At 37.5% G+C, this 22,565-nt stretch carries 18 protein-coding genes and 1 tRNA gene; 10 read left to right on the top strand and 9 right to left on the bottom strand.

Annotated elements, in window-relative coordinates; genetic code table 11:
- Nucleotides 1-63 precede the first annotated feature (63 nt).
- From HEQ28_RS09615 to HEQ28_RS09605, 3 genes are all read left to right on the top strand, one after another.
- Nucleotides 64-134 (top strand) — tRNA-Gln (locus HEQ28_RS09615).
- Nucleotides 135-365: 231 nt separating this feature from the next.
- Nucleotides 366-1,148: a porin family protein gene (locus HEQ28_RS09610; RefSeq protein WP_434502014.1), complete on the top strand. Its 783-nt coding sequence runs from the start codon at nt 366-368 to the stop codon at nt 1,146-1,148.
- Between the two features lie 239 nt (nt 1,149-1,387).
- On the top strand, nt 1,388-2,194 hold the full coding sequence (locus tag HEQ28_RS09605; protein ID WP_434502013.1) for a gluconate 5-dehydrogenase: 807 nt from the start codon (nt 1,388-1,390) through the stop codon (nt 2,192-2,194).
- Between the two features lie 74 nt (nt 2,195-2,268).
- On the opposite strand, the gene HEQ28_RS09600 is transcribed toward HEQ28_RS09605, so the two are convergent.
- Nucleotides 2,269-2,544: an HU family DNA-binding protein gene (locus tag HEQ28_RS09600; protein WP_434502012.1), complete on the bottom strand. Its 276-nt coding sequence runs from the start codon at nt 2,542-2,544 to the stop codon at nt 2,269-2,271.
- A gap of 215 nt (nt 2,545-2,759) precedes the next feature.
- On the opposite strand from HEQ28_RS09600, the gene HEQ28_RS09595 reads away from it, so the two are divergent.
- From HEQ28_RS09595 to HEQ28_RS09575, 5 genes are all read left to right on the top strand, one after another.
- Nucleotides 2,760-3,713, top strand: a complete 954-nt coding sequence (locus tag HEQ28_RS09595; protein WP_434502011.1) for a rhomboid family intramembrane serine protease — start codon at nt 2,760-2,762, stop codon at nt 3,711-3,713.
- Between the two features lie 10 nt (nt 3,714-3,723).
- The gene (locus tag HEQ28_RS09590; protein ID WP_434504452.1) at nt 3,724-4,815 is read left to right on the top strand and encodes an endonuclease/exonuclease/phosphatase family protein; all 1,092 of its coding nucleotides are present in this window, start codon (nt 3,724-3,726) and stop codon (nt 4,813-4,815) included.
- 127 nt (nt 4,816-4,942) lie between these two features.
- Complete coding sequence (gene secDF / locus HEQ28_RS09585) at nt 4,943-7,939, top strand: protein translocase subunit SecDF (protein WP_434502010.1); 2,997 nt, start codon at nt 4,943-4,945, stop codon at nt 7,937-7,939.
- A 401-nt stretch (nt 7,940-8,340) separates the two neighbouring features.
- Nucleotides 8,341-9,345 (top strand): acyltransferase, encoded by a 1,005-nt coding sequence (locus HEQ28_RS09580; protein WP_434502009.1) that lies wholly within the window; start codon nt 8,341-8,343, stop codon nt 9,343-9,345.
- Nucleotides 9,346-9,544: 199 nt separating this feature from the next.
- Nucleotides 9,545-10,423 carry a glycosyltransferase gene (locus tag HEQ28_RS09575; protein WP_434502008.1) on the top strand — a complete coding sequence of 293 codons (879 nt, stop codon included), beginning with the start codon at nt 9,545-9,547 and terminating at the stop codon, nt 10,421-10,423.
- Here HEQ28_RS09575 and HEQ28_RS09570 read toward each other — a convergent pair.
- A complete protein-coding gene (locus HEQ28_RS09570) occupies nt 10,420-12,360 on the bottom strand; it encodes an LTA synthase family protein (RefSeq protein WP_434502007.1) in 1,941 nt (646 codons plus the stop codon). The genes HEQ28_RS09575 and HEQ28_RS09570 overlap by 4 nt on opposite strands.
- Before the next feature lie 121 nt (nt 12,361-12,481).
- Between HEQ28_RS09570 and HEQ28_RS09565 the strand changes: the two genes are divergently transcribed.
- On the top strand, nt 12,482-14,188 hold the full coding sequence (locus HEQ28_RS09565; RefSeq protein ID WP_434502006.1) for an ArnT family glycosyltransferase: 1,707 nt from the start codon (nt 12,482-12,484) through the stop codon (nt 14,186-14,188).
- Between the two features lie 22 nt (nt 14,189-14,210).
- Here HEQ28_RS09565 and HEQ28_RS09560 read toward each other — a convergent pair whose 3' ends face one another.
- From HEQ28_RS09560 to HEQ28_RS09545, 4 genes are all read right to left on the bottom strand, one after another.
- The gene (locus HEQ28_RS09560; RefSeq protein ID WP_434502005.1) at nt 14,211-14,624 is read right to left on the bottom strand and encodes a GtrA family protein; all 414 of its coding nucleotides are present in this window, start codon (nt 14,622-14,624) and stop codon (nt 14,211-14,213) included.
- A complete protein-coding gene (locus tag HEQ28_RS09555; RefSeq protein ID WP_434502004.1) occupies nt 14,614-15,564 on the bottom strand; it encodes a glycosyltransferase family 2 protein in 951 nt (316 codons plus the stop codon). The genes HEQ28_RS09560 and HEQ28_RS09555 overlap by 11 nt, the downstream gene beginning before the upstream one ends.
- Nucleotides 15,561-16,340, bottom strand: a complete 780-nt coding sequence (locus HEQ28_RS09550; protein WP_434502003.1) for a polysaccharide deacetylase family protein — start codon at nt 16,338-16,340, stop codon at nt 15,561-15,563. Before HEQ28_RS09550 ends, HEQ28_RS09555 begins: the two co-directional genes overlap by 4 nt.
- A gap of 84 nt (nt 16,341-16,424) precedes the next feature.
- Nucleotides 16,425-18,434 (bottom strand): ComEA family DNA-binding protein, encoded by a 2,010-nt coding sequence (locus HEQ28_RS09545; protein ID WP_434502002.1) that lies wholly within the window; start codon nt 18,432-18,434, stop codon nt 16,425-16,427.
- Nucleotides 18,435-18,582: 148 nt separating this feature from the next.
- Between HEQ28_RS09545 and HEQ28_RS09540 the strand changes: the two genes are divergently transcribed.
- Complete coding sequence (locus HEQ28_RS09540; protein ID WP_434504451.1) at nt 18,583-19,206, top strand: DUF4294 domain-containing protein; 624 nt, start codon at nt 18,583-18,585, stop codon at nt 19,204-19,206.
- On the opposite strand, the gene HEQ28_RS09535 is transcribed toward HEQ28_RS09540, so the two are convergent.
- From HEQ28_RS09535 to HEQ28_RS09525, 3 genes are read right to left on the bottom strand one after another with little or no spacing between them, the layout of a single operon-like run.
- Entirely contained in the window at nt 19,203-20,243 is a 1,041-nt protein-coding gene (locus tag HEQ28_RS09535) for a M28 family peptidase (protein ID WP_434502001.1), read from the bottom strand. The genes HEQ28_RS09540 and HEQ28_RS09535 overlap by 4 nt on opposite strands.
- A gap of 30 nt (nt 20,244-20,273) precedes the next feature.
- On the bottom strand, nt 20,274-22,037 hold the full coding sequence (locus tag HEQ28_RS09530) for a membrane dipeptidase (RefSeq protein ID WP_434502000.1): 1,764 nt from the start codon (nt 22,035-22,037) through the stop codon (nt 20,274-20,276).
- Entirely contained in the window at nt 22,037-22,504 is a 468-nt protein-coding gene (locus HEQ28_RS09525) for an Lrp/AsnC family transcriptional regulator (RefSeq protein ID WP_434501999.1), read from the bottom strand. Before HEQ28_RS09525 ends, HEQ28_RS09530 begins: the two co-directional genes overlap by 1 nt.
- Nucleotides 22,505-22,565: the final 61 nt, after the last annotated feature.

Below are 22,565 nucleotides of genomic sequence, written 5' to 3'. Positions count from 1 at the left end.
ATTTGGTAGTGGATGAAAAATCCATTACCTTTGCACCCGAAATTGGAAACAATTTATATTGATTGTCCCATGGTGTAATGGTAGCACTACAGTTTTTGGTTCTGTCAGTGGTGGTTCGAATCCGCCTGGGACAACATAAAAATCCGCGATTCCTAATATATAAAAAGGATTTGCGGATTTTTTATTTAGTACACAAATGTGCGATATTAACCGCTAGTCATAAAAAACAGATGGATTTACCTTTTCTGATAAGGCATGTAAATACTCCAAAAAGCGAAAGTGATTATGTCACAATAACCATATTTGTAACAATTTGACAAGTATACAATATGTGAAAACCAACAAATATTTATTATATTAAACCAATGAAAAAACAATTAATGTTTTTAGCAGCATTGCTTATGACTGCTTCAAGTGTATGTGCTCAGCAAAAGGCAGGTACATTCTCTATTACACCAAAAATTGGTGTAACCGCAAGTAACTTCTCTGGTAAAATGCCACTTACTGTAGCTTACGCAATAAGCACTCAAATGTCACCTAGTGAATCTGGTGTTTTTCACACTTTATCAGAAGAAAATTTCCCAGAAATGGGTGCTATTGGATTTAATGAAAGCAAAAACAAATTTGGATTTACCGCTGGTGTAGAAACGCAGTATCAATTCTCTAAAATCATCGGTCTTTCTTTAGGAGTATTCTACACTCAACAAGGTGCAAGCTACGACACAAAAGGTTATTCATATACTTCAAAAGGAGGAGTTAAAGTTGCAATTAATGATAATTTAAAGGTTAATCTTAACTGTATTACAATGCCAATTTTGGCTAATGTATATATATGGAAAGGTCTTGCCGTAAAAGCGGGTCTGCAGCCAGAATTAGCAGTTAGCAAGAAAACGAGTTGTGATGTTGTAATAAGCTATCATGATCCATCGGTATCAGTAGTTCGTAGTGGTGTAGAGATAAAATCATTCTCTCTTTCTGTACCTGTAGGCGTAAGCTATGAATACAAGAATATTGTTGCTGATCTGAGATACAATATTGGTGTAACCGATTTGCGTAAGGATGGAGATGCAGGATGGAATAGCGACTTCAGTTCTACCTCTAAAAATAGAACCTTATTGTTTACTGTTGGTTATAAGTTTGAATTATAATCCAAGTACAATACCAAGTCTGGCTGGAATGTATTCCAGTCAGACTCTGTTTTTCTTCAGCCTTACATGTAATTAGAATACTAACACGGATGGCATGTGGAACAAGAAGAATTGTTTCTGTAGTCACTGATATTATACATTTCATGTGAAAGATAAATGTTGAAAAATAGGTCTTTTCAAATTAATTTTGTATTTTTGCATCAGACTACTCTGATAACTTAATAGTAAAACAAAAGATAATGGATACATTTTCAAAAAACTTTTCTTTGGAAGGTAAGGTAGCATTGGTAACAGGTGCTGCTTATGGTATTGGATTCGCTATTGCTGAAGCTTATGCTAAGGCAGGAGCTAAAGTTGCGTTCAACTGCCGCAGTCAGAAACACCTTGATCAGGCAATGGCTGATTATAAAGCAAAAGGTATTGATGCTAAAGGATATATCGCTGACGTTACTGATGAAGCGCAGGTGAAGAATCTTGTTTCTGAGATTGAAAAAGAACTTGGCACTGTTGATATTCTTGTTAATAATGCAGGCATAATCAAGCGTATTCCTATGGACGAAATGAGTGTAGAGGAATTCCGCCAAGTTATTGATGTCGATCTTAATGCTCCTTTTATTGTTTCAAAGGCAGTCATTCCAGGAATGAAGAAAAAAGGACACGGTAAGATTATCAATATATGTTCAATGATGAGCGAACTTGGACGTGAGACTGTAAGTGCCTATGCTGCTGCCAAGGGAGGATTGAAGATGCTTACACGTAATATCTGTTCTGAGTTTGGTGAATACAACATACAGTGTAATGGTATCGGTCCTGGATATATAGCAACTCCACAGACAGCACCTCTTCGTGAATTGCAGCCAGATGGAAGCCATCATCCTTTTGATACCTTTATAATAAGTAAAACTCCTGCTGCACGTTGGGGTACTCCAGAAGATCTTATGGGACCAGCTGTATTCCTTGCTTCAGATGCAAGTGATTTTGTAAACGGTCACGTGTTGTATGTTGACGGAGGAATTTTGGCTTATATTGGTAAGCAACCTAAATAAAGTTGATAAACAATATTAAAAAGAAAAGAGCGGCTCGTTAGAGTCGCTCTTTTATGTTGAATAATCTTTTACAATTATTTATTTACTGCATCAGAAAGCTCTGCGCCAGCCTTGAACTTTGCAACCTTCTTAGCTGCAATTTGAATCTTAGCCTTTGTAGCAGGGTTGATACCTTCACGAGCAGGGCGCTCGTTAACACTGAATGTACCGAAGCCTACAAGCTGGATTTTATCACCTGCAACTAAAGCGTCTTTAATTGCAGCTGTTGTTGCGTCCAATGCCTTTTTAGCATCTGCTTTGCTCAGACCTGCGCCTGCAGCAATCTTTTCGATTAATTCTGTCTTGTTCATAACTTTGAATTATTAAATGATTATTTATATAAAAATATCTTTTGTGCTGACAAATATAAGTTATTCATTTTAAAAAACAAACAAAAAAACAAAAAAAGTGATTTATTTTTCGAAAATTTGTGGTAAACCTTGTGTATTAGTAGTGTTTAAGGGATATTTTTAGTAATTTTGCAACCATTATACAACATTTGTCGAACTATAAGAAATTACATAATATGATGCGCATTCCAACGGTAACAAAGAACTTACTTATAATAAATGTACTGGCATTTTTTGCTATGTACGTACTCCGGTCCGTAAACTTGTTTGGTGGTTCTCCAATAGACTTAAATGATGTCCTGGGATTGCACTTCTTTCTTGCCCCAGATTTCCATATCTATCAATTGGTAACTTACATGTTTATGCATGCCACTTTTACGCATATATTCTTCAATATGTTTGCCTTGTGGATGTTTGGTATGATAGTTGAAAGAACGTGGGGTGCAAAACGCTTCCTTTTTTATTACATTTCTTGTGGAATTGGTGCAGGACTTTTTCAGGAATTGGCACAGTTCTGTGATTTGTATTTTATGCTTTCATCTCAGAATGTAAGTGTTTCGGTAATGCATTTGCCTGAGGTCGCAAGACAAGCACTAAACGCATGGACTACAGTTGGTGCGTCTGGTTCTATTTATGGTGTGCTTTTGGCATTTGGTATGTTGTTTCCTAATGAGAAATTATTCATTATACCAATTCCTTTCCCAATCAAGGCAAAATGGTTTGTAATGATATATGCCGGTATAGAATTGTTCTCTGCATTGGCTACAACGGGTGATGGTGTTGCTCATATTGCTCACCTTGGTGGAATGGTTGTAGGTTTCTTCATGATTAAATATTGGCGTAGCCATGCTTATCATGGTTCTAATATGTCAGGAGGCAATCAAATCTTCGATAACTTGAAGCGCAAATGGGATAAGCGTGGTAGTGGAAAGAAGTTTAGCACTTGGCATAATAAAAATGCAGAAGCTGAAAATTATAATTCTCATAACAGCGACTGGGATTACAATGCGCGCAAAAAGGCAGAACAAGATGATATAGATCGCATACTTGACAAAATACGCAAGAGTGGGTATGATAGTCTTACAGCTGAAGAGAAGCGTTGTCTTTTTGAGAACAGTAAGAAGAATTGAGAATATTATTATGTTTGGTTCTATAAGGAAATTCTTTCTGCAACTCATCGCTGGAGCTAATCTGGCAACGGTTTTTATAATGTTGTTTATCGGTTATTCCGACAGATTAGACCCTGTGAAGCATGAAGTATTGGCAAATGCTGGATTGGTATTCCCAATATTTCTGCTAGTGAATTTCTGTTTTTTGATCTTTTGGCTGTGTTTTAAGAAAATTGGAATATTAATACCATTGCTTGGTTATATATTCTGTTATATCCCGCTGCGCACATATATTCCGTTTAATATACCCAGCAGCCCACCTGACGGTGCTATAAAAGTGATGTCGTACAATGTATGGTCGTTTGCCGGTTGGGAACGTTTTCCTGATGGCAAGTTCCCTATATTGGAATATATTCGTGAACAGAAAGCTGATATTCTGTGTTTGCAGGAAGCTTTAACAAATGAGATAGGAAAGGCAAGAGTTGACTCTGTGATGGATAAGCTATATCAATATAGAGATACGGCAATGAGTAGACCTGGTGGTGACTGCATTGCAATATATAGCAGATATCCAATAGTTTCTCGCGAACGCATCCAATACCCTTCAAAGGGTAACCTCAGTATGGCTTATGAGATAAAGAAAGGCAATGATACAATTATTGTTGTTAATAATCATCTAGAGACAACTGGACTCTCTGTTGAGGATAAGTCAAGTTTCAAGTCAATGGTGAAAGGAAATCTTGAAGGAACTGCCGCTAAGAAAGCTTCGTATCATCTTGTAGATAAACTCAGTGAGGCTTCAATAAAGCGTGCACCACAGGCTGACGCTGTGGCTAGATATGTGAGCAAGCACCTTGGCAGGAGTATCATTCTTTGTGGGGATTTTAACGATACTCCTATATCGTATGCCCATCATGTGATATCAAAGAACCTAACCGATTGCTATGTGGAAAGTGGAAACGGACCAGGTTTCAGTTATCATGAAGGTGGGATGTATGTGAGAATAGACAATATTATGTGCTCAAGTGATTGGCAACCTTTTGAGTGTAAAGTTGATAGTAAAATAAAAGATTCTGACCATTATCCAATCTTTTGTTGGCTAAAAAAGCGGGGAAAACCCTAAAAAATGAATAATTACAGGCTATAAATTTCTTAAAGTGACAAAAAAATGTTATTTTTGCACTTCTATATATAGTCTGTGCATTATATAGAGAACATAGAAAAACAAATAATTTATAACATAATAAAAAATGCAAAACAAAGGAATTGTAATTTGTACAGCTGTCCTATTGACACTTGCAAGCATTTTCTATCTTTCATTCTCGTTCGCCACACGCTATTATGACGGCGAGGCTGCAAAGCTTAAAGACCCTATTGCACAGCAGGATTACAAAGATTCTGTTAAGTACTTGGGTATTTACTCTTATCAGAAGTGCTTGGAAACTCAAATTGGTCTGGGTCTGGATCTTAAGGGTGGTATGAATGTAGTTTTGGAAATATCAGTACCTGATGTTGTCGAGACTCTCGCTGACCACAAGACAGACGTCGCTTTCACTAAGTCAATGAAGCAGGCTAAAGCCGAACATGAAATTAGTCAGAGTGATTTTCTCTCTCTCTTCGTTAAGTATTATCATCAGAATGCACCAGGGCATCATCTCGCTGAAATCTTTGCTACTCAGCAATTGCAGGGTAAGGTTTCTCCACAGAGTTCTGATTCTGAAGTTGAGAAGGTTCTTCGTGCTAATATTCAATCTGCGATAGATAACTCATTCAATGTAGTTCGTACTCGTATTGATAAGTTTGGCGTTGTTCAGCCTAATATTCAGAAACTTGAAGGTCAGGCAGGTCGTATCATGGTTGAAATGCCAGGTATAAAGGAACCTGAACGTATGCGTAAGCTACTTCAAGGTAGTGCAAACCTAGAATTCTGGGAGACATATAATGCCAGTGAGGTTATCCCTTATCTGACACAGCTTGATTCTCGTCTTGCAAACGGTGGTGACGCTGATACTGCAACTGTAAAGAAGGCTGCTCCTAAGAAAGCTGTCGCAACAGCTCAACCTAAATTTAAGATTAAGGGTGCTGCTAAGGATGATGCATCTGAGGCAAGCAGAGCACAGATTGACGCTGCAAAGAAAATGCATCCATTGCTTGCTATGTTGCAGACAACAGGACAGAATTCTCTTAGTGTTGTTGGATATGCAAGCGTACGTGATACAGCTGCTGTAAATAGAGTAATTCATAGTGCTGCTGCAAAGCAGGTATTACCATCAGATCTTAAACTCCTTTGGAGTGCTAAACCTGCAGACGGTATTCAGGCAAAGAATGTATTTGAACTTCATGCCTTGAAGGTTACTACGACTACAGGTCGTGCACCACTTGAGGGTGATGTTGTAACAGATGCAAGTGACCAGTTTGATCATATGTCAGGTTCTCCTGAGGTTTCAATGACAATGAATTCTGATGGTGCACGCCGTTGGGCAGCCTTGACAAAGGCTAACGTTGGTAAGGCTATTGCTATTGTTCTTGATAACGCTGTATATTCAGCTCCTCGTGTAAATGGTGAAATTGATGGTGGTCAGTCTTCTATCAGCGGAAACTTCACAATCGAGGATACAAAGGACCTTGCTAATACTTTGAAGTCTGGTCGTATGCCTGCCCCTGCGCATATAGTACAGGAAGATATCGTGGGCCCTACATTGGGTGCCGCTTCTATACAACAGGGGGTTGTTTCATTTGTTATAGCTTTCGTTCTTTTGATTTTCTACATGGTTGCCATGTATAATTTCATCCCTGGTATGATTGCTAATGCAGCTCTTATTGTTAACGTATTCTTCACACTTGGTATATTAACGTCCTTCCAGGCGGCACTTACAATGAGTGGTATAGCCGGTATGGTGCTGACGCTCGGTACGGCGGTCGATGCCAATGTGCTTATATATGAACGAATAAAAGAGGAACTTCGAGCCGGCAAGGGCATGAAACAGGCTGTATCCGCAGGTTACAGCAACGCTTTCTCTGCCATCTTCGACTCTAACCTTACATCACTTATTACAGGTGTAATCCTTTACATCTTCGGTACAGGTCCTATTCAGGGATTTGCTACAACATGGATTATAGGTCTTATTTGTTCATTCTTTACTGCCGTATTCTTGACACGTCTTGTTTATGAATATCAGCTTAACCATGATCGTTGGATGAAGCTGAAGTTCTGGACAGGTATTAGTAAGAACCTTATGCAGGGCACAAATATCCATTTCATGTCAATGTATAAGACTACATTTACTTTTACTGGACTTGCTATTGTCTTGTTCGCAGCAAGTTTCTTTGTACGTGGCTTGTCAAAGGGTATAGATTTTACTGGTGGTCGTAACTATGTTGTTCAGTTTGAGAAGCCTACACAACCAGAGCAGGTTACTCAAGTTCTTGATGGTATATTCCCTGGCTGTACATCTGGTGCTATATCACTTGGTACAGATAGCAAGACTATTCGTATTTCGACTAATTACAAGATAGAATCTAACAATTCTAATGTTGATGATGAGGCTGAGACACTGCTTTATAAAGGTCTGAAAAAGGCTGGAATGGTAAGTCAGAAGAGTCTTCAGGCATTCAAGAACCCTGACGTTCGTAGTGGTGGTTCAATAATTAGTTCTTCTAAGGTCGGCCCTTCTGTAGCTAAGGATGTTACTTATGGCGCTATCTTCAGTGTGCTGATTTCGATGGTTGCTATTTTCTTGTATATCCTTCTGCGTTTCCGTAATGTTGCGTTCTCAGTAGGTTCTACAATAGCTCTTGCATTTGATGCCTTGACTGTGGTTGGTATTTTCTCATTGCTGCAAGGTGTCATGCCTTTCTCTCTAGAGGTTGACCAGACATTTATTGGTGCGGTGCTGACCGTCATTGGTTATTCTATTAATGATAAGGTGGTGGTATTCGACCGTATTCGTGAGAATTTGAAACTACATCCTAATGAAGACTTGCAAGTATTGTTCAATGATTCAATTAATCAGACACTTGCCCGTACAGTTAATACATCATCAACAGCATTGATAGTTTTGATCGTGATATTGTTGCTTGGTGGTAAGAGTATTCAACCATTTGCATTCGCTATGTCAATTGGTGTTGTATTCGGAACCTTGTCTTCTATATTCGTAGCTTCACCTATCGCTTACCTTGTAACTGGTAAGGAAATACGTGACCATAGAAAACTTGAAGCAGCTAAAGCAGCTGTAGAAGTTAAGTAATCCAGTCTTATAAATATAAGACAAGACATATTAAAGCCCATCGACATTATTGTCGATGGGCTTTTTGTTGATATATAGTAACACCTTAATAATGTGATTTTTTCGGTGCTGTATAAGCACATCTTAGTCATATTTATGTGATAATAATAAGGCTCTTTTGGGTCTCGTCATAAGTAATTACCAACCAAAGTAATTGTCGTAACTTTCTAGATATATTGCCTTGTGTGTGTGCTCAATTGAAAGTGTGCAATAATCTGTTTATACCAAAATAAAATCATTTATATGTCTAAAATATACGTTTTTTTATTACCTTTGTAAAAATTAACAAAACAGCTTAAAATTATAATAATGACGCTATTAGGGAGTAAAATATCTATAGTTGTCTTATTGATTCTGTAAAAATGAAAAATAAACTTAAAGTACGAAATCTATCTTTAGATTTAGTCAAAGTAATAGCTATGTTTATGGTATTAGCTTTGCATATTAATCTTAACAACAATCTACCAAAATCTTTAGCATTAACTCTTAATTATAGTTTTGCATGTATTGCAATCCCTTTGTTTTTTATGGTTAGTGGGTATATTCTAGCTAATAAGAAACTGAATATGAATTATTCAAAGAGAAAGATAGGAGGAATTCTAAGATTTGTTATTATAACAACAACTATATACGTTATAGGTTCTTTTTTGTATGACATAATAGTTATTGGACATCTTAATCTTGATTGTTATAATAAATTTGGAACATATACTCAGTGGTTTATACAAAAGGGAGGGATGTGGCAATACTGGTATTTTGCCTCTATGATTATAATATATTTGATTTCACCAATTCTTGATAAACTTATTCATTCTGATAAACTACTACTATTTTTATCTATTGCAGTTGGCATAAGTTTTATTTTTTTTATTCTAAACTGTTATTCTCACTTCGAGGAACATCACATAAAACAAACATATAGATTGTGGTATTGGATTATGTATTTTCTTTTAGGTGGATACATACATCAACATAAGGAGCTATTTCATAAGATTAATTGGAAAATAGCATTTTTGGCATGTCTATTGTATTCTCTTTTCCAATATATAGGTCCAAAAGATATGGGTGATGAATATTATTATGGTTCTATACTATGTATGTTATATGCAATATGTGTTTTTTCTGCATGTATAAATACAAAGATAAATCCTAACAATACGGTAATTCCAAAGCTATCGTCTTTGTTCCTTCCTGTATATGCAATGCATCCAATATTGTATTCGACCCTAGAATTATTTAGACCAGAATTTAATATTAATGGAAATTTCGTTTATTTTATAACGTTATTTGTTTCTGTTATGCTAATCATCTTAATATGTGATATAATAATTAAGCTACCTTATGTGGATAGAATTTTTAAGATATAATTTTTAAATTTAAAAAAACTACTAGATTCTAGTCCATATTGATATCTTTAATATGGACTAAATTCTTTTTTTTGTTCGTTAAAATAGGATAAGCCACTATTTATATGTAACTTTGCAATGTGATTTCTAGTATCCATCTTGATGCATGCTTGTTATCTACTATTTGCATTAACTGATTGAAAAAATGAAATAAAGGAAAATGTCTGATAAAGTTTTAAATGTTATTGTTACTTATAATCGCCTGAATGATCTTAAAGTTTGTGTTCAGAACGTAAAAGCTCAAACATACAAGAATCTAGATATTCTTGTGGTTAACAATGGGAGTACTGATGGAACAACCGAATACTTGGCAGGACAAACAGACATAAAAGTTATTAATCAAGATAATCTTGGTGGTGCTGGAGGTTTCTATGCAGGCATGAAATACATGATGGATAATGGCTATGACTGGCTTTGGATGATGGATGACGATGGTGTTCCCGATTCGAAACAATTGGAGAAACTGTTAGCTTTTAATAAAAAGACTGGCTACGTCTTTCTTAATGCCTTAGTCATTGACAAAAATGACCACAAGAAATTTGCTTTCGGTCCACTTAATGGTCATAGGTATATTTATGTTGACGAAGTAACAGGAAATGAAGACTTTGATGTAATGATCCATCCATTTAATGGTACTTTTATAAAACGAGATGTTATTGAAAAAATAGGATTGATAAAAAAAGAATGCTTTATTTGGGGTGACGAGCAGGAATATACAGCGCGTGCGCGACGAGCAGGGTATGCCGCTCATACTGTTACTACAGCTATACATTATCATCCTACAGAAAAAGGACGCAAGGGACGAGTGTTTCCTGGTTTTTCACACAAGAATGTGCTTGTAAAACCCAAAAAATTCTCACATTATTTTTATAGAAATCAAGGATATATAGATCATACATATAATAACTATCATCATATATTCACGAAGTTTATTATAAGAAATTCGGTCTACTTTATACGTACAGGAAAATTTGAGGAACTATGCAAGCTCTTCAAGTATTATATACGTGGATGGCATAATAATTATGAAAACTCTTAATGAAGTCTAGATTGACGTGTGGCGTATTCCGCCGTCTGAGTCATTGAGAACACATAGTTGCGAAGATATGAGAATTGCTTTATATTCTTATTCTGTCGCAACTTTCCATCTAAGGCTACATCATAGCAGAAACTGCTATTCATTGATGGGTTGTAGATGTAACAACGTTTAGCGTCACGTCCTACAATTTCATTATCAGCAGAATAAAAGGCATTAGTTCGCTTACCCTTTATTGCGTTTATTCCAAAACCATTGTATTTATACGACATGTTTAGCAGTTGCAGTAAAGTCGGCATTACGTCTATCTGCTCCATAAGGTTATTGCACTTCATAGTAGGAACATCTGCTCCAAATATCATCAATGGAATGTGATTGTATGAAACAGGCAGTTCGCAATTACTGTTACCAACAAGCTTTCCATGGTCGGCGAGTATAACGAAAACAGTGTTTTTATACCATGGTTGTTTTTTTGCCTTATTAAGGAAATCGCCAATAGCCCAATCTGCATATTCAACAATCTGTGTTTCAGGCTTCGAAGTCTTTCCATGGAAGAAAGACGGAATAATATATGGAGGATGATTACTAATTGTAAGTAGAGTAGCAAAGAAAGGTTTACCGCTCTTAGCGACTTTATTTATAATAGGTAGGGAATAGTTGAATAAGAAATGATCGCTTACTCCGAAACTATTCACAACTTCATCTTTAGGATAGTTCTCTTGAGAGTAAATATCATCGTAACCGTTTGTTGAAAAGAAAGCCTTCATGTTATCATACTGTGCTTCATGAGTCATAAAAAACAAGTTATGATACCCATATCTTTTCAATACAGTAGGGATACCGTCACGGTGTGGTGTAACAGTACCTTTCATAAGGTTTCTAGACATTATGGCAGGGAAGGAATAAAGCGTAGCTGTCATTCCTTGGTTTGTATGTATACCAGCACTATAACAATTAGTAAAGGCTAATGAATGATTAAATAACGAATCAAGATTAGGTGTGAGACGTTCATTTTGTCCAAATGTCTGCATAAGACTCGCTGACATAGACTCCATTAATATTACTACGACATTGTGTTTCTTTGCAGGTCCGCAAGTCTTTATTTCTCGTGAAAGTACATTCGTGCTGTCAATCTTGCCTGTAATTCCAAGCGAAGCCCTAGTCTGGGTTATTGCTTCCCCATAAGGCATCAGATGGATCTCTTGATTCTCTTTGCGCATATCATCAAGTGAACTTGTAAGAAGATTAAACGCAGGATTGATACCTAGTTGATTTAGGAACGAATCATTGCAATAATAAGCCTCGCTGATTTTTATGGGATTATATCCAATCCTACCACGAATGCCGAAAATACAACCACCTATAAAAGCGAAAGATACAATGAGTCGCAAAGCTACAATTGGTAAAGTATGAGCGTCTGCATGACTTTCGTCAATCCTCTTCCAGAAAAATCCGTATAGATGCTTCAGCATATATACAAAAGAGAAAATAACAATAAAATAAGACGCTATATAAAGCCAATATGACGATTCTTGCAACAACATTCCTGACGTAGTTGAAGCATAACCAAACCATTCAAAAATACTAGAATTGATATTTTTGAAGAAATAAGCAAAATATGGGGTGTTGGCCGCAGATGGCATAAAAACTATTGCAAACCAAAATGAATACCATATCATAATAGCCTTTAACATCCATTTGCGATAATAGTTGAAACTGGCAGATAGTAATATTACAGCCAACGGTAACACTGATATATAGCATGTAACTACATTGTCAAACCACAATCCATTGACAAATGCCATAAATCTATCGGCTCCATTATCAGTTATCATTCCATGAAGAGAGAAATACTCTATAAGTCTGAATAATGACAATGCTAAAATAGCTAATACATGGATTGATAATATATATACAATAGTTTTTGTAAAACGTTTCATTTCTTCTGCGTAATAAATTCAATGCAAAAGTATATAAAATTAAGAGAATAATGTAATAAATGCACTATCAAATAAATATTTATTTGTAATTTTGCCAAAAGTAAAGATTTATCTAACAAAAATGAAATTATTATTCCGTAACAAATACTTTTGGTTGCTTTTATTAGTGTGCTCATTCACACTTCTGCCGTTTCTTGGTCTATCTGATTTTCACACCAAGGGAGAGCCTCGTGAAGCTATTGTTTCTTACACAATGCTTGACAGTGACAACTGGGTACTGCCAACAAATATGGGAGGTGAGACGGCTTACAAACCGCCATTCTTCCACTGGTGTGTTGCTGTAGCTAGTAGTGTTTATGGAACTGTGACTGAAGCTACTTCACGTATTCCTTCTGCAGTGGCATTGATAATAATGACGATGGCAACTTTTGTGTTTTTCGCAAAGCGAAAGGGCAATAAGATTGGTATTATCACAGCATTGACAGCATTCACTAGCTTTGAACTTCATCGTGCAGGTGGTAATTGCCGCGTAGACATGGTGTTGACAATGCTCACGGTTTGTGCTATATATGACTTGATGAGATGGTATGAGCACAAAATGAAAGGCATTCCTTGGATTGCGATAGTACTTATGGGACTCGGCACAATGACAAAGGGACCTGTTGGCTCTATAATTCCATGTATGGTGATGGGTATATTCATGTTGATGCGCAAGGTGAACTTCTTCCGTGCGTTCTTTACATTGGTCGCATTTGGATTACTTTCACTTTTGATATACGGTGCATGGTTCTATGCTGCATATCGTCAGGGCGGTCAGTCGTTCCTCGATCTGATGTATGAGGAAAATATTGGTAGAATGACCAATACGATGAGTTATGACTCATGCGTAAATCCGTGGCCATACAACTTCCTAACGGTATTCACAGGATATCTGCCTTGGATATTATTGTTGATAACGACTCTGTTCTTTGTGCGTTGGAATTTCAAGAAGAATATAAATTTGAAAAGTATCTGGAATGGCATTCTTGGTATGGATAACATAGATCTGTATTCATTAATAGCAACCGTTTCTATATTTGTATTCTATTGTATACCGCAGAGTAAACGTTCTGTGTATCTAATGCCTATATATCCATTCTTGGCATATTTCATAGCTAAACTTCTTGTGTGGCTTTCTGATAGCCAACAAAAGCCATTGCGCATATATGGCGGAATACTTTCTGTTCTGTCTACTTTGCTGTTTGTTGTCTTTGTCTTGATAAAGTCAGGTGTAGCACCTTTGACTATACTTGGAGGACACGGAAAACATGCAATTACAAACATTGCAACTATGCAGGCTTTCGCCAACATAGGAAGTTGGTGGCAATATGTTTTGATACTTGCAACGACTGTAATAGGATTAGCATGGTGGAGATATCAGAAAAGACACAGTGGTGATAAATTGGTTTATGGCATAATAGCCCTTACTTTCGCGCTTTATCTGTCGGTAGATGGAGTTTATACACCAGCCGCATTAAATGTTAAGTCTCAAAGACCTGTTGCTGAATGTATAGATAGGATTGCACCTGAAAGCAAAGGCAAGATATATGAATACATTGATTATGCGATAAGAACTTCTGGAGACAAACCTCACTTCTTTGAGCTGAATTATTATCTAAATAATCGCGTACATAATTTCTATAATGAGAAACCTCAAAGCGGTTTCCTTGTTATAACTCATTCTGATTATGAGATGTGCGTAGACGGATTTAGGAAAGAGGGATATAAATTCAAATTCATCAAGAATTGGGCAGAGTTTGATATGGATTTATATCAATTCAATAAATAAAATTTATTTGTATTCGTGAAACTTATTTTAGTTTCACGAATACAAACCTTAATAATAAAAAGTTTATTGGTACAATCATAACCAGCGTCATGATTCCGGCAAGTTGTTTCCCGAAATCAAAGTGCATCAATAAATTAAGAAGTCCTATCTCTAGAAGGTAATTAATGATGTGACTTGCAAGGAAACCTGCTGCATTCTTCTTTGAAGATTGTTTCTTGAAGGTGAAATGGGTTGTCATGAAATAGTTGAATACTAAACCAACACCATACCCAATAGTATATGATATAGTTGCGTTGAAAGCGAGTAAGGCAAGTAAATAAGCACAATAGTGCAAACCCGTGGATAATGATCCCGTGACACCAAAGCGCAATACTCTACCAACATCCTTATGGCATTGAGGATGATCATTCCAAAAAGACTGTAGTTTATTCCTCATTCCCTAGTATCTCTGCGATATTATAAAGCGGACGATGTTTCACCTCAATGTATATCTTTCCAATATATACACCGATCACGCCAATAGAAATAAGCATTATTCCTCCTACAAACCAAACTGAAAGCATCAGTGAAGCCCAACCGTGTACGGCTGTTCCCGTAATGAGAGCATGAATTACATAAATTGCTATGCCTACACATACAAGTAGGAAGAGTATTCCCATGTATATGATGTTATATATCGGTTTTATTGAGAACGATGTTATTCCATCGAGCGCAAGCCCCAACATCTTACGAAGAGTATATTTAGATTTACCAGCCTGACGTTCACTTATCGTGTCGTCAACAGTTGTAGAAGAAAGACCAATCAATGGGATGAGTCCACGCAAATATAGATTTCTCTCATCGTATTCTGCAAGCATTTCTAGTGCACGTTTACTCATCAGTCGGAAATCAGCATGATTGAAAACACTCTTCACCCCCATGCGATCCTGTAGCTTATAGAAAGCCTCTGCCGACATTCTCTTCAGCAATGGATCGGCAGTACGTGATACTTTTACACCATATACAATGTCGTTGCCTTCTTCAAAGTCATCAATCATCTGCTCAATTGCATTGATATCGTCTTGGAGGTCTGCGTCAATTGTGATTACTGCGTCAGCCCAGTCTTTAGCAACCATCATACCAGCCATGATAGCATTTTGATGTCCGCTGTTGTGGGCTAAAGAGATACCCTTTACATAATGATTGTCATTATGCAACTTTTTGATGATATCCCAAGTTTGGTCTTTGCTACCGTCATTGACGAAGACCATCATGCTATCTTTTGATATTTTCCCCTTTGCGACAAGGCCATCGAAGAACTCCGTGAGTCTTTTTATAGAATCTTCTAGAACTGGTTCTTCGTTATAGCATGGAGAAACGGTCGCTAATTTTATCATACCTTTTTCCTTTCTACAAATTCACTGAATGTAATAAACTCCTCATTCTTATTCTTAAGATGTTTTATTAATCTGTCCAATCTCTGCACCATTTGCAGTCCACTATGATTTTTTATAATAAATGGCATCTTGAATTCTGGATGTTGCTTAAGTTCATAAAACTCCCATGGGTGGAAATATGTGACGAAATATCCGTCATGTTTCAGCACTCTGTTGGTCATCCAATAGTATATGCTTTCTGGCAGATTGTGTAGTGAAAGCCAGAATAGAGGAAAGCGTATTATCGGAGTTACAGATGCAGGTATCTCCATTACACCCTTGCGCATGAAATATGTGCGTGGAGTATTGAGATGCATGTATCTTCCAGGGATGAATGCAGGGTTGAGTGATGAATTGTATTCAAATCCAGCATTTTCTATGTCTTCATCAGAGACTGGGAACATTCTCGGTTGACGATATCCTCTCGTCTTGACACCCGAAACGCGCTCAACAATTTCCTTTGAACGGAAAACGTCGTTAGCATTTGGACGCCAATGGTCTACACCATGGCAAGCCACTTCGTGACCTTCATCAATGATGCGTTTAATAACTTCGGGAGCATTTTCAGCGAAATTTCCAGTACAGAAAAATGTGGCTTTTACGTTATTTGTTTTAAGTGTATCAAGGATTCTGTTTGTTCCCAAAATGGAAACCTTCATACCATCTTCTAATGAATACTCAACCCCATGCTCGCGGGGTACGTCAAATTCTTCTGTGTCAAAACTTAGTAAAATCATAGCAATGATATTATATTGCGTTGCGAAATTACGAAGTTCTATTCAGATTTGCAAATTTAGGACATCATATTTACATTATTATACCTAAAATTTATATCTAAGCTGCAGGTCTATATCAGTCTGACTGCTACCATGTATCTGTTGTGGACCGCTTGAAATGTCAGAACGATCCAGATAATCTGTGCATCCCACTCTTGCTATCATCATGATATTTTTATTGATGTCGGTACGCAAGTTGACAGAATAGCGTATGCCTTCACCTGAAAAAGCAGGAAAGCTGAAGTTATACATTACTCCACGTTCGTATGTATATACTCTGCTCTGATAGTCTGCTGTGTGAAAGTATCCGATGCTTGCGGAGGCACTAATCCAATGATACTTATAAAATATGCTTTGTGAAAGCATATACCCCAGGCTCCCTGTCTGTTGGTGTGAATATACCATGTCTGCTTGTGAACGGAATTGAATGTTTCTTATATTATATCCTAACTGCAAGCGCCCACGATGCTCGTTCACATTGTCTAGGGCAGTCTTGCTGGCATTGTCACGTTGCCTTATCCTAAGTCTGTAACGTGCCAGAATTGAAAACTGTTTTTTATTGTAAACCAATTGAATCATATTATCCCAAGAATGCGTTTCTGGAAAACTCTGCATATATTTTGGCCATGCGAAGTATGCGTAATCAGTGTACATCATTATTGTGGTATGTCGACTTGCGTTCCAGTTTATTCCACAATATATACCACTTTCGTCCTGTATACTTCCTGCATCACTAAAACTGTTGGCATACATTCCGTAATATCGATATGCATAGAATCTCTGCAATGCCATAATCTGTAAATTGCCCAGTAACTTATAACTCAAGCTGTTGATGGTGGCAATAGCATGGCTGTCGCCTGTTGCTGTTTCTCCATTGAAAGAAAATTTACCGCAAATATAGCCATAGTCAATGCCGGCATTCCAAAATTTTGTACCAGAAGCCGACCAACGCTTGTATATACGTGCAGTGTCTGGGCGCAGTTCTCTGTTTAAGGATGAATATATTGCCGACATGCCGATATGGAAACCATTGTTAAAATACCTTATGTTTCCACCTCCGGCAAAGACAGATGTATTGTGCTTTCGTGTTATTTCTGACACCGTGCGGTGATATCCATTACCTGTAATAGTGGCAATAGTGTTAAGTGAATCCTTGCTTAGGGTTGCGTCTATATCCCTATACGATACAAATCCTGTAATGTCAAGTCCTTTTGATATGTTGATAGTTGCAGCAGCTCCTTGCATGTAGTTGGCTTCTGAGCGTGAAGAATGTTCCCGAATACTATTGGTTGAGCGCCCAAGTGTTTGAAGTGTTGCCAACTTCCCGAAACTATAATCATTATTTATGACCAATCCCATTCCGAATCTTAATCTGTATCTTCCTAAAGCTAGAGATTTCAACTTCCCTATATTTCGAAGCATCACATAATATGAATAATAATCATATCCAAGTTTGTTTTTCCCCTTGAAAAAGGGCTCTCCGGCATCCTGTGCACCAGTAAAACCAAACTTTAGAATGTTTCCGAAACTGAACGTGTAACGAAACCAATGTTTTATATCGCTTCCTTGGTAATCACCGTTACTATATCCGTCACGTTTATATGTTGGTATATTAGCAGTAGCTACTATTTCATTTTTTCCATATTTCAAAATTTCACTAATATTTGGTAAACCTTTTTCAGGAGGATTACCGATGTATATGAAGTATGATAATAGGCGTGCATACACATCATCTAGATTGGTAATCATGTGAAGTTCACCTAAACTTTGCATCGTATTGTATTTATACATGTATTCCATTATAGATTCCACTTGCTGACTGCTTAGGAAAGGAATGCGCTCAAGATCTTCACGTGTTGCGGCATTGATGTTTATAGGATGCGAAGCTAGTTCGCTTAGAATATCATAGTCTGCTTCTGTGTTAATATCTTCTTGTCCGTCTATAGAATGAATTTCATCATAGCACTCTTCCCAACTCTGTTCGTTTTGTGCATTTAAAGCGGTAGAATGGCTTATAGATGTGATAAGAAAAATACATCTTAATATTTTCTTCACGGTTATATTTTATGTTTTAGCTGTTGTTCTGCATTGCAAAATTAGCCTAAATAGGGCAATTAAACAAATTAAATAGAATTTATTTCTTCGTATGCAAAAATATAATTACTTTTGCGCTGTTATGAAAAGTAGATTACTCATAGTATTTATGTTTGTCATATCTGCACTGAGTGCTAATGCCCAAATAGGCGATGACAGACCTGGACATGTTAATCCTGAAGATATGCAGGTAGACATGAACAACCCAACTTTTGTGCCAATGGTGAAGGTCGGGAAAGTGCTTATGGGAGGCGACTCAATACAATATGTGGAGCTAAACAATATATATGTTTTTCCACAGCCTGTTTTTAATGACCCTAAACAGCGTGCTGCATACAATATTCTTGTAATGAATGTAAAGAAGGTGTTGCCCATCGCGAAGGAAGTGAATCAAATTATCGTTGAAACATATGATTATTTACAGACTCTTCCAAATAAAAAAGCACGAGATAAGCATCTTAAATATGTTGAGGAAAGTATAAAGAAAGAATACTCTCCAAGAATGAAAAAGCTGACTTATGCGCAGGGAAAATTATTGATAAAACTTGTTTATCGTGAATGCGGAAGTTCGGCTTACGGTGCACTTCAGGCTGTTCTTGGTCCTGTGCGTGCTGGATTCTACCAGGCTTTTGCATGGACATTCGGTGCTAGTCTTGCAAAAAAATACGACCCTAACGGAGTAGACAGGCTAACCGAAAGAGTCGTATTGATGGTTGAGGCTGGACAACTTTAACGCTCAGTCCAAAGTACTTGGACTAGAGTTTGTCCAACAGCCTTCAATGTATTTTTGTCAATATTATCCATATTATCAGCTAATGTGTGCCATGTAGGTCCAAAACTGCTTTGTTTGCAATTTGGATAATATGGAATAATATCTATTGTAGGAATATTTGCATCTTGATTTACAGGAATATGGTCATCTGTAATCATGCCTCCGTCACTATTTGGGAAGGATGAACCGAAACCAACTTGGCGTGCAGCTTTCCAAACCTTATTAACAATCTCAGGAGCATATTGCTTTGACATGCCTTCTTGATAGAATTGTGCACCTACGCCGCCGACCATATCTAACAGAATGCCATAACGTGCTTCATAACCTTGTGGTAGGTTCTTGCTCCAATATTGTGCACCAAGAGCCCAACTGCTGCCGTCATCTTGAACATTAGCCCACTGAGGAGTTCCCCAGTCTTCTGCATCGAAGCATACGAAATCAATTCCAAATTGTGAATTCAGTGCTCCTTTCTTCCCTTTTTGACTATCTAATAAGCGTGCTAATTCTATCATTACAGCAACTCCGCTCGCAGCATCGTTAGCTGCCATAATTGGTTTCTTCCAATTAGCCTTGTCTGGATCATTATCTGCCCAAGGTCTACTGTCCCAATGAGCACAAATTAGTATACGTGTTGTAGCTTCTGGATTTACCTTTGCAATGATGTTCTGGCTTTTGAGGGTTGTGCCATCATAACCTTTAAGATTAGCCTTCTGACTTTCAACCTTGCAGCCGTATTGTTTAAATTTAGCGATAATCCATTCCGCGCAACGATCATGACCTTCACTATTCATGTTTCTGGTACCAAAATCACACTGTGCTTTTGTATAAGCATATGCGCTATCAGCATTGAAAGACGGTCCGACAGGTTGCAATTTTTCTACTTCCTCTGTCGTGTTGATATCTGCAATTTGAGTGCTGGCACTCTTATAATAGTATGCACTACCTCCTAAAACGGCTGCAACAGCCAATCCTATCGCGATTTTCATATATTTTCTCATAATATAATAATGTTAAAATGGGGGCATTTGCTATTTATATTTTTGAACAATATCCATGACTCTAAGCCAGTTTCCTCCCCATATACTGCGTATGTCTTCCTCTTTGTATTTGCGGCGTAATAGCATTGTCGTGAAATTGATTAGTTCGGAAGCATCTGCCAAACCTGTTATTCCACCGTCACCATCGAAATCTGTACCAATGCCAACATGCTCAATGCCCATGATATCTATTGCATGTTCAAGATGTGCTATTGCATCAAGAATACTTGCCTCACCTTCTTTGCGGAGGAAACCATGATACATCGTGACTTGTGCTACACCTCCTTTTAGTGCTAGAGCACGCATCTGATCGTCTGTGAGATTCCTTGGTACATCACATAATGCTTTGCTGTTGCTGTGACTGCAAACGATAGGGGTAGAACTTATGTCGAGCGCATCATAGAAACTTTTTTCCCCACCGTGGCTGAGGTCAATCATGATGCCTAATCGATTCATTTCTTTTATAACATTTTCGCCGAATTCGCTTACGCCACCATGAGTGTTTTTGCCACGTGCGCTATCGCAAATGTCATTGTCTCCATTGTGGCAAAGTGTTATATACACAATTCCACGTTTTGCAAAATGTTCAATATTCTTTATGTCGTTTTCAATAGCTAAACCATTTTCTATACCAATCATTATACTCTTGCGACCTTCTGCCTTATTGCGATAAAGGTCATCAGGAGTACGCGCTAAAGAAACATAATTGTTCTTTGCTGCCACTATATCGTCAATCTGATTGAATATGCTGTCTGCGTATTGTTTTGGGGACATCCCTGCTGGAATTTCTCCAGGCTTTGGCTTTTGTGGTAGATATGCCACCATTGTTACGGCATCTTGACGTCCATCATACATTTTATGAAGATCATAAAGTATGCGTGGGTCACGATGGTCAAATTTAACACCCTGAGGGAAAAACATTGGAGTGTCGCAATGTGAGTCAAGAGTAAGGATCTTGCTATGTAAACGTTTTGCCCTATTAAATTCTTCACCGCATTTAACAAGCCAAGTAAACAATTTTAATCCTTCATCGCCAAGCCATTCAGGATGCCATTGGACACCTATTATGGATTTGTATTCACTACTTTCTATCGCCTCAATAACTCCATCAGGAGCGGTTGCGACAACATGGAATTTATTACCTGGAGCGGCAACAGCTTGGTGGTGGAATGTGTTTACAAAAGCACAGTCACCATATATACCTGAAAGAACACAGTTGTCTTGTATATTTACGACATGTGTTGGCTCAGACCTATCTGCATCCTGAGAATGTTTTATATGTTTTTTAGGTGATTTATCTTCATTTGCCAAAGGATTTTCTATATCCTGTTCTACTTTTCCTCCAAGAGCCATGGCAAGAGTTTGTATGCCGCGGCATATTCCAAGCATCGGGATTTGGCGATTGTAAGCTAATCGCGTCGTAAGGAGTTCCGCTAAATCGCGTTCCTTATTTATATTATGGAGTTCTTTTATCGGCTGTTCTCCAGCCCACAAAGGATTATAATCACCACCGCCTGTGAGCACAAGAGCATCAATGTGTTCCAGTGTGTTTATTATAACGTTTTTGTCAGCAATAGGTGGAATTATAAGAGGAGTTCCGCCAGCTCTTACTATTTGTTTATAATATGCACTACGTATAGTGGCATCTATGTCACTATAATTAGCAGTGAGTCCAATGATCGGTTGATGATTGGACTCTGGAAATTCTGAATATATCTCATCGAGATATGATTCCAGATTAAATTGTGTTGTCATTATTCTGCGTCGATATTAACTGGTATCTCACGCTTAATGCTTTGTTCAAGTGAAATTAGGGTTTCTGTTGAAACAACTCCTGGAATACTTTGCAACTTGTTGTTAAGCAAATCCATTAATTGTTCGTTGTCCTGTGCATAAAGCTTTAAGAGCATAGTGTAAGGACCTGTTGTGAAATGGCATTCAATGATTTCAGGAATGTTGACTAGTCGTTGGACCACATTCTTATACATACTGCCTCTTTCAAGATTTAGTCCTACATAGGTGCATGTAGAGTAACCTAAACTCTTTGGATTTACGTCAAATCCACTACCGGTGATTATACCATTTTCCATCAAATGCTGCACACGCTGATGAATCGCTGCACGAGAGACTCCGCACTCAGCAGCTACGTCTTTAAAGGGAATACGGGCATTCTTAGATAGAATACTTAGTATTTTTTTGTCAAGGTTATCAATCTTATCCATTACTTTTATTATTTTTTGTTATTATTGTTTTATCAAAAGGTTTTATCATTGTGTTAGCAAA

The sequence above is a fragment of the Prevotella sp. genome, assembly GCF_051059605.1.
Classification (GTDB): domain Bacteria; phylum Bacteroidota; class Bacteroidia; order Bacteroidales; family Bacteroidaceae; genus Prevotella.
The sequence above is the reverse complement of the archived record's forward strand: the minus strand, read 5'-3'. Positions and strand labels throughout refer to the sequence as shown.

Coding starts and splice junctions, on each gene's coding strand:
- HEQ28_RS09555 (WP_434502004.1), bottom strand. CDS start 15,564: ATGATAAAATTAGCGACCGTTTCTCCATGCTATAACGAAGAACCAGTT.
- HEQ28_RS09580 (WP_434502009.1), top strand. CDS start 8,341: ATGAAAAATAAACTTAAAGTACGAAATCTATCTTTAGATTTAGTCAAA.
- HEQ28_RS09535 (WP_434502001.1), bottom strand. CDS start 20,243: ATGAGAAAATATATGAAAATCGCGATAGGATTGGCTGTTGCAGCCGTT.
- HEQ28_RS09565 (WP_434502006.1), top strand. CDS start 12,482: ATGAAATTATTATTCCGTAACAAATACTTTTGGTTGCTTTTATTAGTG.
- HEQ28_RS09590 (WP_434504452.1), top strand. CDS start 3,724: ATGTTTGGTTCTATAAGGAAATTCTTTCTGCAACTCATCGCTGGAGCT.
- HEQ28_RS09540 (WP_434504451.1), top strand. CDS start 18,583: ATGTTTGTCATATCTGCACTGAGTGCTAATGCCCAAATAGGCGATGAC.
- HEQ28_RS09575 (WP_434502008.1), top strand. CDS start 9,545: ATGTCTGATAAAGTTTTAAATGTTATTGTTACTTATAATCGCCTGAAT.
- HEQ28_RS09610 (WP_434502014.1), top strand. CDS start 366: ATGAAAAAACAATTAATGTTTTTAGCAGCATTGCTTATGACTGCTTCA.
- HEQ28_RS09595 (WP_434502011.1), top strand. CDS start 2,760: ATGATGCGCATTCCAACGGTAACAAAGAACTTACTTATAATAAATGTA.
- HEQ28_RS09600 (WP_434502012.1), bottom strand. CDS start 2,544: ATGAACAAGACAGAATTAATCGAAAAGATTGCTGCAGGCGCAGGTCTG.
- HEQ28_RS09530 (WP_434502000.1), bottom strand. CDS start 22,037: ATGACAACACAATTTAATCTGGAATCATATCTCGATGAGATATATTCA.
- HEQ28_RS09605 (WP_434502013.1), top strand. CDS start 1,388: ATGGATACATTTTCAAAAAACTTTTCTTTGGAAGGTAAGGTAGCATTG.
- HEQ28_RS09560 (WP_434502005.1), bottom strand. CDS start 14,624: ATGAGGAATAAACTACAGTCTTTTTGGAATGATCATCCTCAATGCCAT.
- HEQ28_RS09550 (WP_434502003.1), bottom strand. CDS start 16,340: ATGATTTTACTAAGTTTTGACACAGAAGAATTTGACGTACCCCGCGAG.
- HEQ28_RS09570 (WP_434502007.1), bottom strand. CDS start 12,360: ATGAAACGTTTTACAAAAACTATTGTATATATATTATCAATCCATGTA.
- HEQ28_RS09525 (WP_434501999.1), bottom strand. CDS start 22,504: ATGGATAAGATTGATAACCTTGACAAAAAAATACTAAGTATTCTATCT.
- secDF (WP_434502010.1), top strand. CDS start 4,943: ATGCAAAACAAAGGAATTGTAATTTGTACAGCTGTCCTATTGACACTT.